Source organism: Cobetia sp. SIMBA_158 (assembly GCF_046566945.1).
Classification (GTDB): domain Bacteria; phylum Pseudomonadota; class Gammaproteobacteria; order Pseudomonadales; family Halomonadaceae; genus Cobetia; species Cobetia amphilecti.
Genome location: NZ_JAWJYL010000003.1, coordinates 80,725 through 96,365, shown reverse-complemented (window position 1 = coordinate 96,365; position 15,641 = coordinate 80,725). Strand labels below are relative to the sequence as shown.

Genomic DNA, 15,641 nt, shown 5'->3' with positions numbered 1-15,641 from the left:
TGGACATGAATCACACCGCCATGTTCATGATTTCCTTGTAGGCGCTGAGCAACTTGTTGCGCACCTGTACGGTCATCTCGAATTCCAGTGAGGCCTTCTGGCCCGCCACCATGACCTGATCGAGGCTGACATCCGGACTGCCCAGCTCGAAGGCCCTGGCCTGGCCTGCCGCGACCTGCTGTGACTGGCTGACGCGCGCCAGAGAATCCTTGAGCATGCCGGCAAAGCCCTGTGCATCTGTGCCACTGGCCTCTGACACTGCGCCCGCCAACTGAGCGTTGCTTCCGGCCGCCTGCGCCGCCATCTGATCGAGCTGCTGCAGACTGCCCGTCATCGCGGATGACATCGCCGCGCCGACTGCCTCAATCGCCATCTCGCCTCTCCTTTCTCAACGTGCGCCATTCGTCTGCCGCTTTCAGTGGGGCTCAGACTACCAGTCAGTCGAGCGGCTGAAAGTGACTAATACCCCTGTTTTGCGACGCTATTCGTCTGATTGGATGTGCGCCCAGCTTCGATAATGGCCAGCCTACGCAAGAAGGCGCTGCGAAACGCGACATTGTTGATCCATCGTTTTCATGTTTCGCCCTGCTTGCTGGAATCACCCGCTGCGAGTTCAGACCACGGCGCTTATCGGACATCTGCATGAGTACACCCAGCCAGACAGCGCCCCAGTCGGGCACCTCGACGACGTCAGAATCATCGGACAAGCCAGCCAACCCCTTGTTGGCGCGCCTGGCGGCATTGCCACGTCTACCGCTCATCATGGCGGCCGCCTTCAGCGTGGCTGTCATCGTCGCGTTGTTGCTGTGGGGCGCTGGCACCCAGTGGAGTGTGCTCTATCGTGATCTGCCCGCCAGCGAAGGCGGCGAGATCGTCGCGCAGCTGGAGCAGACCGGCGTGCCCTATCGGCTGAGCAATGAAGGCGCCACTGTCGAGGTCCCCAAGGAAGATGTCTATCGCCTGCGTCTGGCACTTGCCCAGCAGGGCCTGCCCAGTCAGGGCGGTTCCGGCTTCGAGCTGATGGATACCCAGGCCTTCGGCATCAGCCAGTTCACCGAACACGTCAATTATCAGCGCGCCCTGTCCGGCGAGCTGTCGCGCACCATCGCCAGCCTCGAGCCGGTGTCCAGCGCCCGTGTGCACCTGGCACTGCCGGAAGATTCCGTCTTCGTGCGCGAGCGCCGCCCAGCGACCGCTTCCGTGGTGGTAGAGCTCAAGGGCGGCCAGCAGCTCAAGGCACGTCAGATCCAGGCCATCCAGCATCTGGTGGCCGGCAGCGTGCAGGGCCTGGCCAGCGAAGACATCACCGTCGTCGACCAGGACGGCAATCCGCTGTCGCGCCCGGCAGGCGATGCACTCAATCTCGATGGCAGCGCGCTGGAATATGCCCAGGCACTGGAGCGCAGCTATCAATCGCGCATCAATGCCCTGCTGACGCCACTGGTGGGACGCGACAATTTCCGCGCCGAGGTCAGCGCCCAGCTCGATTTCTCCCACGCCGAAGAGACCGAAGAGCACTACACGCCCAACCAGCAACCGGGCAGCGCAGCGGTGCGCAGTGAACAGCTCAACAATACCGGCGCCGGCGAGATGCTCGGCATCGGCGGCGTGCCAGGCGCCCTCTCCAACACGCCCCCGGGGATTGCCGCCTCGCCCATCAATGCCGATGACGCGGCGAATGGTGACGGCACCACACAGACTGACGACGCGGCCAGCGGTCTGAGCAACTATCAGCGCAGCAGCACCATCAACTATGAAGTCAACAAGCGCGTGCGCCACACCCGTGCGCGCCTGGGACGCCTCGACAATCTCTCGGTGGCAGTGGTGATCAATCACCGTCGCATCATGGACAGTGACGGCAACCCGACCAGCGAACCGTTGGCGGACGACCAGCTGGCACAGATCGATTCGCTTGTGCGCGAGGCGATGGGCTTCAATGCCGAGCGTGGCGACAGCCTGAGCGTGATCAATGCGCCCTTCATGACCGCCGAGCAGCAGAACGCCGGCCCGCCACAGCAGTGGTGGGAGAAGTGGCTCAACAATCCCGAGATGCAGGCGCTGGCCATCGAGCTTGGCCGCTACCTGATCATCGGCTTCATCGCCTGGCTGCTGTATCGCAAGTTGCTGCGTCCGCTGTTGCAGCCGCTGCTGCGTCCGCAGGACGCATACCAGACCATCGGTCAGCCGCCCGGCACAGCGACCGCCGGCAGCGCAGTGGGTGGCATCGGCGGCATGGAGTCTGGTCTGGCGACGGCCAATGGCGATCTGGGCAGCATGATGGCGAGCCAGACAGCGCCGGCCAGTGGCCCGCGCACGCCTACCACCTATCAGCAGAACCTCAAGGATGCACGTGACATGGCCCGCGATGACCCACGCATGGTCGCCATGATCCTCAAGAACTGGATGAGTCACCATGAGTAAGACACTGACAAGCATGGAACGCAGCGCGGCCCTGATCATGAGCCTCGACGAGGACAGCGCCGCAGAGGTCTTCAAGTTCCTGTCTGCCCAGGAGATCCAACGGCTCAGCGCGACGATGACCAACATGCCGCAGGTCACCCAGGAGCAGATGGCGAAGACGCTGGAGGAATTCCACGCCGACAGCGAGCAGTTCAGCGCCGTCAATCTGCTCTCTACCGACCATATCCGCTCGGTGCTGGTGAAGGCGCTGGGGCAGGAGCGCGCCAGCTCGCTGCTCGAAGATATCTACGAGAGCTCCGGTCAGAACAATGGCATCGAGACGCTGAACCTGATGGAGCCACCGCTGGTGGCCGAGATGATCCGCGACGAACATCCGCAGATCATCGCCACCATCATGGTGCATCTGGAGCGCCATCAGGCCTCGCAGATTCTCGAGCATTTCTCCGACACCCTGCGCAACGATGTGCTGCTGCGTATCGCCACCTTCAGTGGCGTGCAGCCGGCGGCCCTGCAGGAGCTGACCGAAGTGCTGAGCAACATGCTCAGCGGGCAGAACCTCAAGCGCAGCAAGATGGGCGGCATTCGCACCGCGGCCGAGATACTCAACCTGATGCCGGGACAGCAGGAAGAGCAGGTCCTCGAGGCGGTGCGCAACCACGACGAGAGTCTGGCGCAGCAGATCATCGACGAGATGTTCGTGTTCGAGAACCTGGTCGGACTCGAGGATCGCTCCATCCAGCTGCTGCTCAAGGAAATCGACAACGAGACGCTGGTCACGGCGCTCAAGGGATCCCCCGAGGCGATCATCCAGAAATTCCTGCAGAACATGTCGCAGCGTGCTGCCGAGATGCTGCGTGATGACATGGAGGCGCGCGGGCCGGTGCGCGTCACCCAAGTGGAAGCCGAGCAGAAGAGCATCCTGCAGACGGTGCGTCGACTGGCCGACAGCGGCGAGATCGTGATCAACAGCGGTGGCGAGGACTATGTCTAATGAGGACCATGTCTAGTGAGGACCATGTCCAGTTCTGATCCGCATCATGACGCGCCTGACCCGTGGGCCGAGCGCAACGTGGCAGGCAGCGATGACATGCATCAGTGGCAGCCGCTGGAACTTGACGCGCTGGATGGCAAGCCCGCGTCGCCCCAGTCGGGTGGCGGCTTTCAAGCCGGCATACCGCACACTGCGGCGCCGGATGTCGGCCTGATTCGGCGCATGGCGCAGCGTGCCCGTTCGACCTTCGAGCAGGAGACGCTACAGCAGCAACAGGCGGCGCGTGACGAGGGCTATGCCGCGGGTGAGAAAGCCGGTTATGAAGCGGGTCTGGCGCGTGCAAGGCAGGAAGCCGCCGAGCAGGCGGCGCGTCAGGCCGAGGCCGCCCAGCAGGCGCTTGAGCAACAGGCCGCCCAGCTGGCACCGCTGATCGAGAACCTGCAGCAGTCACTGGCATGCCTGGATGAGCAGATCAGCGATGAACTGGCGGCACTGGCCATCAGCGTCGGTCAGCATCTGGCCCGTGAGGCATTTCGTGCCCACCCAGAGCACATCATCGACAGCGTGCGCAGCCTGCTGGCGGCGGATCCGCCGCTGATCGGCCGTCCGCGTCTTTACCTGAATCCGGACGACCTGCCGCGCGTCGAGCAGGCGATGGGCGAACAGCTCGCCAAGCTGGGCTGGCAATGTCTGCCGGATGCCAGCCTGAGCCTCGGCGGGTGTCGCGCCGAAGCCGACAGCGGCTGTCACGATGCCAGCCTCGAAAGCCGCCTGGAGATGCTGTCACGCCAGCTGCGCCATCGCGGCAGCGCCGACGGCAGCCTGCATGGCAAGGATGAGGCCAGCGGCTCGCGCATCGTGCAACGCCAGTCGTCAGAACATGCACAGCCAGATCAGGCACTCACTGAGCTGGCAGGAGATCGCACATGAGTGACACGCCATGAGCACCTCTTCCGCACAGCAATGGCGCAGCGCGCTGGGCGCCATTCGTGAGCGCGTCGAGAGCCTCGACCCCCAGCGCAGCAATGGCCGCCTGGTGCGCGCAACCGGCCTGGTGCTGGAAGCGGTCGGCCTGCGCCTGCCGGTGGGCGCCAGCTGTCTGGTCGAGCTGGGCGCGAACCTGCCGCCGGCCGAGGCCGAGGTGGTCGGCTTCGCCGATCAGACCCTCTACCTGATGCCCATCGACCCGCTCAGTGGCGTCGCACCGGGGGCGCGGGTGTTTCCCCTCGGGCATGGCAATGTCGGCGAGCGACGCTATCCGGTCGGCGAAGCGCTTCTCGGACGGGTCGTCGACGGCGTGGGCCGTCCGCTGGATGGCCTCGGCCCGCTGGAAGATGTCGAGCATGCACCGCTGGAGAGCCGTCCGCTCAACCCGCTGGAGCGCGCGCCCATCGACACGCCACTGGATGTCGGCATTCGCGCCATCAACGCCTTGCTGAGCGTCGGCCGTGGCCAGCGCATGGGGCTGTTCGCCGGTTCTGGCGTCGGCAAGAGTGTGCTGCTGGGCATGATGGCGCGCTTCACCGATGCCGATGTGATCGTAGTCGGCCTGATCGGCGAGCGTGGACGCGAGGTGCAGGAATTCATCGAGAACATTCTCGGCGAACAAGGCCTCAAGCGCGCCGTGGTCGTGGCCACGCCGGCCGACATGACGCCGCTGCATCGCCTCAAGGGCGCCAGCTACGCAACGCGCATCGCCGAGTCCCTGCGCGACAAGGGCCAGAATGTGCTGCTGATCATGGATTCGCTGACCCGTTACGCGATGGCCCAGCGCGAGATCGCCCTGGCCATCGGCGAGCCACCGGCCACCAAGGGCTATCCGCCTTCGGTCTTCGCCAAGCTGCCGGCGCTGGTGGAACGCACCGGCAACGGCCGGCGTGGCGGCGGGTCGATCACCGCCTTCTATACCGTGCTGACCGAAGGCGATGACCAGCAGGACCCCATCGCCGACAGTGCCCGCGCGATTCTGGATGGACATATCGTGCTGTCGCGGCGCATCGCGGAAAGTGGCCACTACCCGGCCATCGATATCGAAGCCTCGATCAGCCGCGCGATGTCGGCGGTGGCGCCGGAGCGGCAGCTCACCCGCGCCCGTCGCTTCAAGCAGTTCTATTCCAGTTATCAGCGCAATCAGGACCTGATCGCCATCGGCGCCTACCAGCCCGGCAACGACAAGGTGCTCGACGCCGCGGTGCGCCTGCACGAGCCGATGGGACGTTTCCTGCAACAAGGCACTACACAGCACGCAAGTCTTGCCGATAGTACGAACATGCTCGAACAACTGCTGGCCCAGCCATGATGGCCGCCTTCACCTGTCATTGATCGGGAATTCTCACTGAATGGCCATCTCATCGTCACGCTTCGACACCCTGACCCAGCTGAGCGAGCGCCGGCGTGATGGCGCTGCGCGTCAGCTCACCAGCCAGCGTCAGCGTCAGGAAACCGCCGCCCAGCAACTGGTCACCCTCGAGCAATACCGTCTCGACTACTGCCAGCAGATGCAGACACGCCTGACTCAGGGGCTGGACCCGGCCAGCTGGTACAACTATCAGGCCTTCATCGTCTCGCTGGACAAGGCGATTGCCCAATGTCGCGCACGGGTAGCCCAGGAACAGACCCAGACGCACCATCAGCATCAGCGACTGGTGAAGGAACAGCAGACCCACGCGGCCTGGCAGGGCCTGGCGGATCGCGCCAGCCTGAGCGCCGCGCTGCAGACACGTACCGCCGAGCAACGCCAGAGCGATGAGCAAGCCACCCAGGCCTGGTTACGCCGTGCCAATGGCTGAAGACGGCCAGTCGGAGGAGTGACACCATGACGGACACTGCACGCATCTCGATGTTGTCGGCCACCTCGCCAACCAGGACGCCGACCAGCGCCAAGGCCTCCACTGAGGAGACTCGCTCGCGCGACGACGTCAGCTCGGCTTCCTCTGAGAGCGCCTTCGAGGCACATCTGTCACGCGCCCAGCGTGAGGATCGCCAGCAGGACAGGCAAGCGATACAGACAGAAACGAAAGACGCACAGCAGCAGCGTGTCGAGCGTCGCGAGGCGGCTGAAGACAAGCATGCGCAGCACCTCGAGCAGGCTCAGGCAGCATCGTCAGACACCTCACCCGTGCCGGACCCCGCCACTACCGCCCTCCAGAATGGCAACCTCCCGCCTGCCCAGTCCTCATCGGCAAGCCAGACAGCAGGACAGCCATCAGCGCAGCCACTTGAGACCTCACGACTGGATAGCAGCGTCGAGCGCGGCATCTCGCGCATGCAACAGCTGCAGCAACTCACGCAAGGCGGCCAAGGCGCCTCTGGCAGCGACGAGGCAGCGCTGAAAGCGGCAGCGACAACGCCCGCTGGGGCGCAGGCGCTCTCTACCTCGGGCAGCACGACGCTGCAAGGTGACTGGATCGACGCGCTGCGCAATCCTGCGGCGGCGGGACTGGATGGCGCCATTGCGGATCAGTCGCCCAGCAACAGGAGCTCCGCGACAGCGGCAGGCAGCCTGAGCACGGATGCGCCCTCCTCACTGACGGATGGCGCGCTAGGCCCGCTGACCGAGGAGGCCATTGAAGGCGTCACCGCCAAGGCCGACGGCGCCCTGCTTGATGCGAATTCTTCACGTAGCGGTGGCGATCAGTCCCAGCTCTCGGGTGCGTCATCTGCTGGCGTGTCAGCCGGCGCGTCGAGTTCGACCGCTGCAGGCAGCGCCGCCATGCTCAATGCCACAGGCAGTCCAACAGCCAATCCAGCGGGCATGGCATCACAGACGGGAGCCTTGATTCCCGCAAGCGTCGGCACTCAGGCCTGGCAACAGGCACTCAGCGAGCAGGTGGTACGCATGCAGCTGAGCAAGTCACCACAGGCCGAGATCGCGCTCAATCCGGCCAACCTGGGCAAGCTGACCATTCGCCTCAACATCGGCGAACAGGGCACCAGTGCGCACTTCGTCGCGGGCCACCAACAGGTGCGCTCGGCTGTCGAGTCATCCCTGAGCGAGCTGCGTCAGGCGCTGGAATCCCAAGGGCACGAGCTGATGGCGATCAGCTTCAGTGCTCAGGACGACACACCGGGCGACACACCGGACGAGGCGGCGGACAACTCGGCCAATCAGGGTCAGTTCGCCCAGCACCTAGAGGGTCAGCCGGCGAGTGATGCCAGCACAAGCGCTGACGCCATGGAGGGAAGCCTCGCCGCGGGCAATCTCACAAGCAATCTCACAAGCAATCTCACAGGCAATCTTGCAAGTGCATCCCAGGCAGCCTGGGGGCAGCGTGAATGGCAGGCATGATGGGCCTGGCGCTTGCCAGGTGCTTGTGTCAGCGGCCCCGTCAGGTAGCTGTCAGATGAGTCCGCCTGGCGCGTCATCATTCAAGTAAGCGCTCGCACGTGGCGTTATTCCGCCGTTCGATCACCACGCCTTCGGTCATACTGGCCCCGCTACCGACTCCAGGGACACCGCACCACGATGTCAACGATTATCACCACCCCCGCCAGTCAGCGTCGCTCCTGGCTGCTGATCGGGGTCATCAGCCTGATGAGTGCCGTGATCGCGGCGCTAGTGGCCGTCTATTTCGCACTGCCGATGCTCAGTGATCAGAAGGCCGCACAGGACGCCGAGCCGGAAGTCGTGGTCGTGCCACCGCCGGTCTTCATGCCGCTGGCGCCCTTCACGGTCAACCTGGAAAGCCCGCGCGGCAATCGCCTGCTCTATATCGGCATCACGCTCAAGATGGCCGACCAGGACGCGGTGGCGCGTGTGGAAGAACTCAAGCCCGAACTCAAGAGTCGTCTGCTGCTGTTGCTGTCGGGCCAGAGCCCGGATGAGCTGATCACCCAGGCCGGCAAGCAGACGCTACAGAGCACTCTGACCGAGGCGCTTTCGCGCCCCTACAGTGAAGGCGGCCAGCCACTGGCCATCTCCGGCGTGCTGTACAACGACTTCATCGTGCAATAACTGGCCATGGCTCAAGACGATCTGCTGTCACAGGACGAAATCGATGCTCTGCTCTCCGGCGTGAACGGTGACAGCGGTGCGACGGCTGACGCCTCGAGCACGCCCGGCGAAGCGCGCATTCGCCCCTTCGACCCGGCGAGCCAGCACCGCATCATCCGGGATCGCCTGCATGCTCTGGATATCATCAACTCGCGCTTCAGCCGCCAGTTCCGCATGGGGCTGTTCAACCTGATCCGCCGCGGCGCCGATATCACTGCCGGGCCGGTGCAGTTCCTGAGCTACAACGAATTTTCCCGCAACGTGCCGGTGCCGACCAACATCAACCTGTTCACCATGAAGCCGCTGCGCGGTACCTCGATGCTGGTGTTTCCGCCCAGTCTCGTGTTCATGGTGGTCGACAGCCTGTTCGGTGGTGATGGCCGCTTCGTGACCAAGTCAGAGGGTCGCGAATTCACACGCACCGAACAACGCGTCATCCAGCGCCTGATGCAGCTGGCCTTGAATGCCTACCGCGACGCCTGGTCGGCGGTCTATGCCGTGGAAACCGACTATCTGCGCAGCGAGATGCAGGTCAAGTTCGCCAATATCACCAGCTCTCCCAACGAGATCGTGGTGTGCACCAGCTTCCATCTGGAGGTCGGCAATCACAGCAGCGACTTCCAGATCTGCCTGCCCTACTCGATGATCGAGCCGCACCGCGAGCTGCTCTCGAGCCCGCTGCAGGAAACCAGCGCCGAGGGTGACAGTCGCTGGGGCGAGCGCCTGCGCAAAGAAGTGCGCGCCACCGATGTCGAGCTGCACGCCGACTTTGCCAGCATCACCACCACGCTGGGCGCGCTGGCCGAACTTGCCGTGGGCGATGTGCTGCCCATCGAGAAGCCCGAGCGCGTCAACGCCTACGTCAACAATGTGCCGGTGCTCGAAGCCGGTTTCGGTCGCGCCAATGGCCACCGCGCCCTGCGCGTGACCCGCATCATCAATCATCCGATCAACACTGCCAGCGAGGACAGCGGCGATGAGTGAGCCCAATTCGCCAGACGCGCCCGCGCCCAAGGCCACCCCGAATTCCCCGACATCCGGCACTGACGACCCCTGGGCCGATGCGATGACCGAGCAGATGGGCGACGAGTGGGCCAAGGCGCTGGAAGAACAGCAGAGCGAGGCTGCCCCCCAGGGCGGCGACATCTTCGAGCCCCTCGATGGCAGCGGTGGCGGCGCACGCCCGCGCGAGCTGGACATGATCATGGACATCCCGGTCAAGATGACCGTGGAGCTGGGGCGCACGCGCCTGACCATCAAGCAGCTGCTGGAGCTGTCGCAGGGCTCGGTGATCGAACTGGATGGCCTGGCCGGTGAGCCGATGGACATCCTGATCAACGGCTATCTGATCGCCCAGGGCGAGGTGGTCGTGGTCGAGGACAAGTACGGTATCCGCATCACGGAAATCATCACCCCCAATGAGCGGGTACAGAAGCTCAACCGCTAAGGCTGTTCCTGTCATGACCCCCGATGCCCCTGACGGCGCGATCTTGCTGCCGGATGCCAGCCCCAATACCAACGCCACCACCCAGGCGCCGTCACCGGCCTTTCTCGGTAGCGACGCAAACCTGACTGCCGACACAGGCCACAGCTCACCGCTGGGCGCGGCCAGCCTGGTCAATACCGGGCTGGCGCTTGCCGCCGTGATCGGCGTGATTCTGCTGCTGGCATGGCTGATGAAGACGCTCGGGGGTGCCCAGACACTGCGCAGCAATCGCATTGCCCTGCGCCCGCTGGCGCGTCTGGCGCTGGGTCACAAGCAGAGCCTGGTGGTGGTAGCGGTGGGCAACCAGCAATTGCTGCTGGGCGTCGGGCCGGCGGGCATCACCTCCCTCGGTGAGCTGACGGCCGAGAATGGCGGCCTGGTGCCCGCAGACGATGGCAGCACTCCGAACGACGCATCGCTGGCCTCGCCTGCCTCCGCAACAGGCGGGAGCGGCGCCGCGGCCGGCTTCGCCGAGCTGCTGCGCGATCGTCTTGCCAGACGCTCGTCGGCTGCCACGACGCCCTCTGATGTGACGCAAACTACTACCTCAGACAAGACAGATGACGCGGAGCCTCGCTCATGACGTGGCTGGTGAGGTTGTCGCCGGGCTTGAAGAAAGCAGGAAGGCTGAAGACAAGAGAGCTGCTGACAGGGCTATTGATCGCATTGTCGGCATGCCTGCTGACGAGCCAATCGGCGCATGCCGATGTGCTCAGCGGCCTGACCAGCCAGCCACTGCCGGACGGCGGCGAGTCCTGGTCGCTGAATATCCAGACGCTGATCCTGCTCAGTGGCCTCGCCCTGCTGCCGGCAGCCTTGCTGATGATGAGTGCCTTTACCCGCATCATCATCGTGCTGGGCCTACTGCGCACCGCGCTGGGCACCGCGTCTGCGCCGCCCAATCAGGTGCTGGTCGGCATCGCGCTGTTTCTGACCTTCTTCGTGATGTCGCCGGTGCTGGAGCGCATCTACGACGAAGCCTGGCAACCCTATGACAGCCAGACCATCAGCCTGCAGGAAGCCATCGAACGCGGTGGCGATCCACTGCGCGACTTCATGCTCGGTCAGGTGCGCGAGCCGGATATCGCGCTGTTCGCGCGCCTGGCCAAGGTCGAGGAAATCCAGACCCCGCAGGACGTGCCGTGGCGGGTGCTGCTGCCGGCCTTCGTCACCAGCGAGCTGAAGACCGCCTTCCAGATCGGCTTCAGTCTGTTCGTGCCCTTCCTGATCATCGACCTGGTAGTGGCGAGTGTGCTGATGGCGCTGGGGATGATGATGGTGCCACCCGCCACCATTTCGCTGCCCTTCAAGTTGATGCTGTTCGTGATGGTCGATGGCTGGCAGCTGCTGCTGGGGTCGCTGGCCGAGAGCTTCTACTGAGCCAGGCCCAGACATCACGCTGTCACCGGGCTTTCTAGTCGTGACGCGCAACCGTGCCGCGCAACCGTGCATTGCCAGCCTCGACACCTCCCATCTGCCCATCGAGAACGCGCCGCCATGACACCTGAAGTCATCACCAGCCTGGCCTCGCATGCCATGTACATCACCCTGTTGGTGGCAAGCCCGCTGCTGGCCAGCGCCCTGTTCATCGGCCTGATCGTCAGCCTGTTCCAGGCCGCGACCCAGATCAACGAGATGACCCTGTCCTTCATCCCCAAGATTCTCGGCGTGTTCGGCACCCTGGTACTGGCCGGCCCCTGGTTGCTGGAGACGCTGATGGACTTCACGCGCAGCGTCTTCACCGGCTTCCCGCACCTGATCGGATGAGCGATGCACCGATGAGCGTCACCGTAAAGCCCGACGCACTCCCGGCGGGAGGCCGCTCCATTGCCGAATGACCTGCTGTCCCCGGAGCACCTCCAGGCCCTGCTGCTGAGCGTGATGTGGCCCTTCGCGCGCCTGTCAGGCTTCATGATCAGCGCGCCGCTGTTCGGTCACCGCAGCATGCCGACGCCGGTGCGCCTGTTGATGGCCTTTGGCCTGGCGCTGATCATCGCGCCGCTGGTCGAGAGCCCGCCCCCGGTGGATGTGCTCGGCCCGGCCGCCGTCTGGCAGCTGGCATTGCAGATGGGCGTCGGCCTGGCACTGGGCCTGGTGATGCGCATCACCTTCGCCATCGTCGAGGCGGCCGGGGAATTCATCGGCTTGCAGATGGGTCTGGCCTTCGCCAGCTTCTTCTCGGCCGACACCGGCACCAATACCCAGGTGCTGTCGCGTCTGCTGGGCATGCTGGCCATGCTGCTGTTTCTGGCCTTCAATGGCCATCTGCTGGTGCTGGAAATCCTGGTCACCCACTTCCACGAGATTCCCCTCGACCTGCGCCGCATGGGGCCCGTCGGGCTCGAGAATCTGTTGCTGTGGAGCGCCAGCCTGTTCAGCGCCGGCCTGCTGCTGGCCTTGCCGCTGGTGGCCTCGCTGCTGGCGATCAACCTCGCGATGGGCGTACTCAACCGCTCGGCACCACAGCTGTCGGTGTTCTCGATCGGCTTCCCGCTGACCCTGCTGCTGGGCATCGCGATGCTGTGGCTGATGATGCCGGGCATGACGGACTGGCTGTCGCTGTTGTTCCGTCAGGCGCTGGGCGCCTTCCAGGCCGTGCATGAAGGCCTGGGCACGATGCCATGACACGCAAGCAGTGATCTGAAAAGCAACCACCAGCACGCAAGAGCCGCACCGAATGCCATCGCGAGAGCGAGTATCCAGTGCGGCTTTTTCATCATTCCTCGAACGCGGTCACGCCATCACTCAGCGCAGATAGTCGAACAGCGACATGCCCGAGATATCCGAGAACGCCTGCTGGGAGGCCTGCAGCCCCACCTGGGTCAGCGAGTAGTCGGAGATCGCCTCGTTGTAATCCAGATCGATCAGGTCCGAGCGGGTCGAGGCATAGTTGAGCTCACGGTCATCCCCGATGATATCCAGCGAATCCAGCTCGTTGAGCTTGGTGCCGACATCGGCGCGCACCGTCAGCACATTGTCGAGGCTGTTGCTGAACTGGCGACTGGCGGTCGAGATGGCGTTGTTGAAGGCGGCCTGGTCGGCCTCGCTCTCGATCGGCGTGCTCAGCGCAGTGATCAGGCCATCCAGGTTGGCGAACAGATTGGCACTGGCCTCACCCTCCTCGACCACCAGCTGGGTTGCCTTGCCGGAGGTCTGAGCTTCAGCGACCTGTTGCTCATCACCGGACAGCGTCATCGACAGGCCATTGAACTCAAGCGTCATGCCATCGCTGTACGCCATGGGCGATGGCAGCGGGTTGCCTTCGTCATCCAGGACCGAAAGATCATTGCCATCGGCATCGGTGCCGCTGATCGTGACGCCAGCGGCATCAATGCTCACGCTGTAGGCCGCGCCATCGACCCGCGCCGCGGCATCGACGACTTCCGGCCCCTTGAAGGTGATCGGCAGTGACGACTCGCTCTCGCTGGTCTGGCGGGCCAGCTGCTGATTGCCGGATGCCACGCCGCCAAAGATCTGGCTGCCGGTATGATTGACCTCCATCAGGCGTGAGCTGTCGACGCGTTGCTGGCGCTGCTCATCATCGCCGCGATAGGTGCCATCCTCGCCAAAGGGCGCCGTGTCACCGCTCATGCCGCCGAACAGATAGTTGCCGTTGCCGTCGGTGCTGTTGGCCAACCCCAGCAGCACTTCGCGGCTGCCTTCAAGCTCGGTGGCCAGCGCATCACGGTCACTGTCACTGAGGGTGCCGTTGCCCGCCTGCACGATCAGGCTCTGGACTCGCGTGATGGTGTCGGTGACCTGATTGAGCGCGCTTTCCTCGATGGACAGGTTGTTGCGCGCCGTGGTGCGGCTGTCACTGAACTGCTCATTGACGGCCTGGGACTGCGAGATCGTCACCGCCTGGCTGGCCGCGCTCGGGTCATCCGAGGGATTGACCACGCGCTTGCCGGTGGCCAGTTGCTCGGACACCTTGGAGAACGCCGCCTGCTGATCCAGCATCGAGGTGACGCCCTGGGCATAGAGGGTTTGGGTACTGATGCGCATCACGGCCTCGTTAGCGGATGTTCAGAATGGTATCCAGCACCGTCGATGCGGTCTGGATGACCTGGGCGTTGGCCTGGTAATACTGCTGATAACGGATCAGGTCCGCGGCTTCTTCATCCAGATTGACCCCCGAGATCGACTGGTCTGCCGCCGACAGCTGCTCGGTCAGGCCCTGCTGAGCCTCCAGGTTGACCTGCACCTGGCGGGTCTGGTTGCCGACCTGGCTGACCAGTGACGCGTAGTGATCATTGAAGCTGCCGGCGCTGCCCAGGGCGTCGCTGCTCTGCAGTGACTGCAGGGCGAGAATGTTGCGGTTGTCGAGGCTGGCGTCGCTGGAACCCGCGGCGATCTCGGCGCCCTCATCGATCGCGACCCCGAAGGTGTCGGCGATATTGCGCGTCGGCTGGATGGTGAAGCTGTCACCGTCCGCCATGCCGGTGGCGGTGAACACCAGGCCATCCTGGCGCATCACGCCTTCGCTGTCCGGGGTCAGGGTCTGCACGGCGCCGCTGCTGAGGTTTTCCAGCTGATAGGTGCCGCCGTCAAGACTCAGGCGGTAGTCATCGCCGGTCAGCGCGACGCTGTAGAAATCGTCACCGTCCTGCTGGGTGGCGGGGGCGAATGTCACCTCAAGGTCCGCTCCGGCGGCATTGCCGCTGGCCGGCAGCACTTCCGGATCGCCGAGAGTGAAGAAGTCGCCCCCCGCGTTGCCATTGGCGTCGACACCGTCGGCGTGCTGAGCATTGAAGGTCAACGCCAGACCCGCTGCCAACTGGCCGAGCTGATTCTGGGTCGGCTCGAGGCTATCGGCGCGGAAGCTCAACAGCCCGCCCAGGGTGCCGCCTTCGAGCTGCGCCTCATCGATGGCGCTGGTCACGCCCGGCGCCACGCTGTAGGTGACCACCGAACGGCTCATGTCCTGCGGGTCTGGCTCCACGGCCAGTTCGTAATTGCTGCTGCCGTTGACCAGCAGCTGGCCATTGCCGAGGCTGACGCTCAGCCGGCCATCCTGCTCCTGCACCTCGACGCCGACCAGCGACTGCAGGTCGGTCACCGCCTGATCGCGCTGGTCCAGCAGGCCCAGTGGCTCTTCGCCGGTACGCGCACGCGTCAGGGAAATCTGCTCGTTGAGCGAGGCGATCTGGCTGGTGGCAGTGTTTATGTCGCCGACCACATCGCCGAGCTGTGAATTGACCGCAGAGTCCATGTCATCCAGATAGGCGGAGAAGGCATTGACCTGCCCGGCCAGGCTCTCGGCGCTGCCCAGCAGGCTCTCGCGCGCCGCCGGGTTACTCGGCTGACTGGCCACGCCTTCGATGGCGCCGAAGAACTCCTGCATCAACGGCGCCAGGCCCGCCTCGTCATCGGCGAGCAGATTGTCGATCTGGCTGATGTTGGCTTCATGGGTCTCAAGCGCCGTGCTGGCGCTCATGGCACTGTCCAGCTGCGCCGAGAGATAGCTGTCGGTCTGACGGCTGATCGACGCCACGCTGACACCGCCACCACTGCTGCCACTCAGTTCGACCGTTTCACGGCTATAGCCCGGCGTGTAGACGTTGGCGATGTTGTTGCTGTTGGTGGCAAGCGCCGTCTGGGCGGCTTGCAGACCACTGACACCGATACTCAACATGCTGCTGGCCATGGCGTTTACCTGAAAGGAACAATGGGAAAAGGGAGAAGGTGAATGACGCCACACCGGCGTACGGATGCTGTGATTATCGGCGCGCCAGACGCCAACTTGAGAC

The 15,641-nt window shown here is 64.3% G+C and carries 16 protein-coding genes; 13 read left to right on the top strand and 3 right to left on the bottom strand.

Annotation, left to right across the window (positions count from 1 at the left end; genetic code table 11):
- Positions 1-10 precede the first annotated feature (10 nt).
- Positions 11-373: a flagellar hook-basal body complex protein FliE gene (gene fliE, locus R2R70_RS06430; RefSeq protein WP_284726055.1), complete on the bottom strand. Its 363-nt coding sequence runs from the start codon at positions 371-373 to the stop codon at positions 11-13.
- Between the two features lie 269 nt (positions 374-642).
- Between fliE and fliF the strand changes: the two genes are divergently transcribed.
- The 13 genes from fliF (at position 643) to fliR (ending at position 12,516) form a co-directional block, all read left to right on the top strand.
- Positions 643-2,421 carry a flagellar basal-body MS-ring/collar protein FliF gene (gene fliF, locus R2R70_RS06425; RefSeq protein WP_410977620.1) on the top strand — a complete coding sequence of 593 codons (1,779 nt, stop codon included), beginning with the start codon at positions 643-645 and terminating at the stop codon, positions 2,419-2,421.
- Positions 2,414-3,412, top strand: coding sequence for a flagellar motor switch protein FliG (gene fliG, locus R2R70_RS06420; protein WP_176503331.1), 999 nt, complete (start codon positions 2,414-2,416; stop codon positions 3,410-3,412). Before fliF ends, fliG begins: the two co-directional genes overlap by 8 nt.
- A gap of 24 nt (positions 3,413-3,436) precedes the next feature.
- Complete coding sequence (locus tag R2R70_RS06415) at positions 3,437-4,342, top strand: FliH/SctL family protein (RefSeq protein ID WP_410977619.1); 906 nt, start codon at positions 3,437-3,439, stop codon at positions 4,340-4,342.
- 10 nt (positions 4,343-4,352) lie between these two features.
- Positions 4,353-5,711 carry a flagellar protein export ATPase FliI gene (gene fliI / locus R2R70_RS06410; RefSeq protein WP_410977618.1) on the top strand — a complete coding sequence of 453 codons (1,359 nt, stop codon included), beginning with the start codon at positions 4,353-4,355 and terminating at the stop codon, positions 5,709-5,711.
- A gap of 40 nt (positions 5,712-5,751) precedes the next feature.
- A complete protein-coding gene (fliJ, locus tag R2R70_RS06405; RefSeq protein ID WP_410977617.1) occupies positions 5,752-6,201 on the top strand; it encodes a flagellar export protein FliJ in 450 nt (149 codons plus the stop codon).
- 26 nt (positions 6,202-6,227) lie between these two features.
- Positions 6,228-7,700, top strand: coding sequence for a flagellar hook-length control protein FliK (locus R2R70_RS06400; RefSeq protein ID WP_410977616.1), 1,473 nt, complete (start codon positions 6,228-6,230; stop codon positions 7,698-7,700).
- A gap of 177 nt (positions 7,701-7,877) precedes the next feature.
- Entirely contained in the window at positions 7,878-8,366 is a 489-nt protein-coding gene (gene fliL / locus R2R70_RS06395) for a flagellar basal body-associated protein FliL (RefSeq protein ID WP_054556624.1), read from the top strand.
- A 6-nt stretch (positions 8,367-8,372) separates the two neighbouring features.
- Positions 8,373-9,389, top strand: coding sequence for a flagellar motor switch protein FliM (gene fliM, locus R2R70_RS06390; protein WP_107334751.1), 1,017 nt, complete (start codon positions 8,373-8,375; stop codon positions 9,387-9,389).
- A complete protein-coding gene (gene fliN, locus R2R70_RS06385; protein WP_107334750.1) occupies positions 9,382-9,852 on the top strand; it encodes a flagellar motor switch protein FliN in 471 nt (156 codons plus the stop codon). Before fliM ends, fliN begins: the two co-directional genes overlap by 8 nt.
- A gap of 13 nt (positions 9,853-9,865) precedes the next feature.
- A complete protein-coding gene (fliO, locus tag R2R70_RS06380) occupies positions 9,866-10,474 on the top strand; it encodes a flagellar biosynthetic protein FliO (protein WP_410977615.1) in 609 nt (202 codons plus the stop codon).
- Entirely contained in the window at positions 10,471-11,271 is an 801-nt protein-coding gene (gene fliP / locus R2R70_RS06375; protein WP_410977614.1) for a flagellar type III secretion system pore protein FliP, read from the top strand. The genes fliO and fliP overlap by 4 nt, the downstream gene beginning before the upstream one ends.
- 117 nt (positions 11,272-11,388) lie before the next feature.
- Positions 11,389-11,658, top strand: a complete 270-nt coding sequence (gene fliQ / locus R2R70_RS06370; protein ID WP_054556620.1) for a flagellar biosynthesis protein FliQ — start codon at positions 11,389-11,391, stop codon at positions 11,656-11,658.
- A 60-nt stretch (positions 11,659-11,718) separates the two neighbouring features.
- On the top strand, positions 11,719-12,516 hold the full coding sequence (fliR, locus tag R2R70_RS06365; protein ID WP_410977613.1) for a flagellar biosynthetic protein FliR: 798 nt from the start codon (positions 11,719-11,721) through the stop codon (positions 12,514-12,516).
- Positions 12,517-12,636: 120 nt separating this feature from the next.
- Here fliR and flgL read toward each other — a convergent pair whose 3' ends face one another.
- Both flgL and flgK read right to left on the bottom strand, forming a co-directional pair.
- Entirely contained in the window at positions 12,637-13,896 is a 1,260-nt protein-coding gene (gene flgL, locus R2R70_RS06360; RefSeq protein ID WP_410977612.1) for a flagellar hook-associated protein FlgL, read from the bottom strand.
- 10 nt (positions 13,897-13,906) lie between these two features.
- Complete coding sequence (gene flgK, locus R2R70_RS06355; protein ID WP_410977611.1) at positions 13,907-15,538, bottom strand: flagellar hook-associated protein FlgK; 1,632 nt, start codon at positions 15,536-15,538, stop codon at positions 13,907-13,909.
- Positions 15,539-15,641 lie beyond the last annotated feature (103 nt).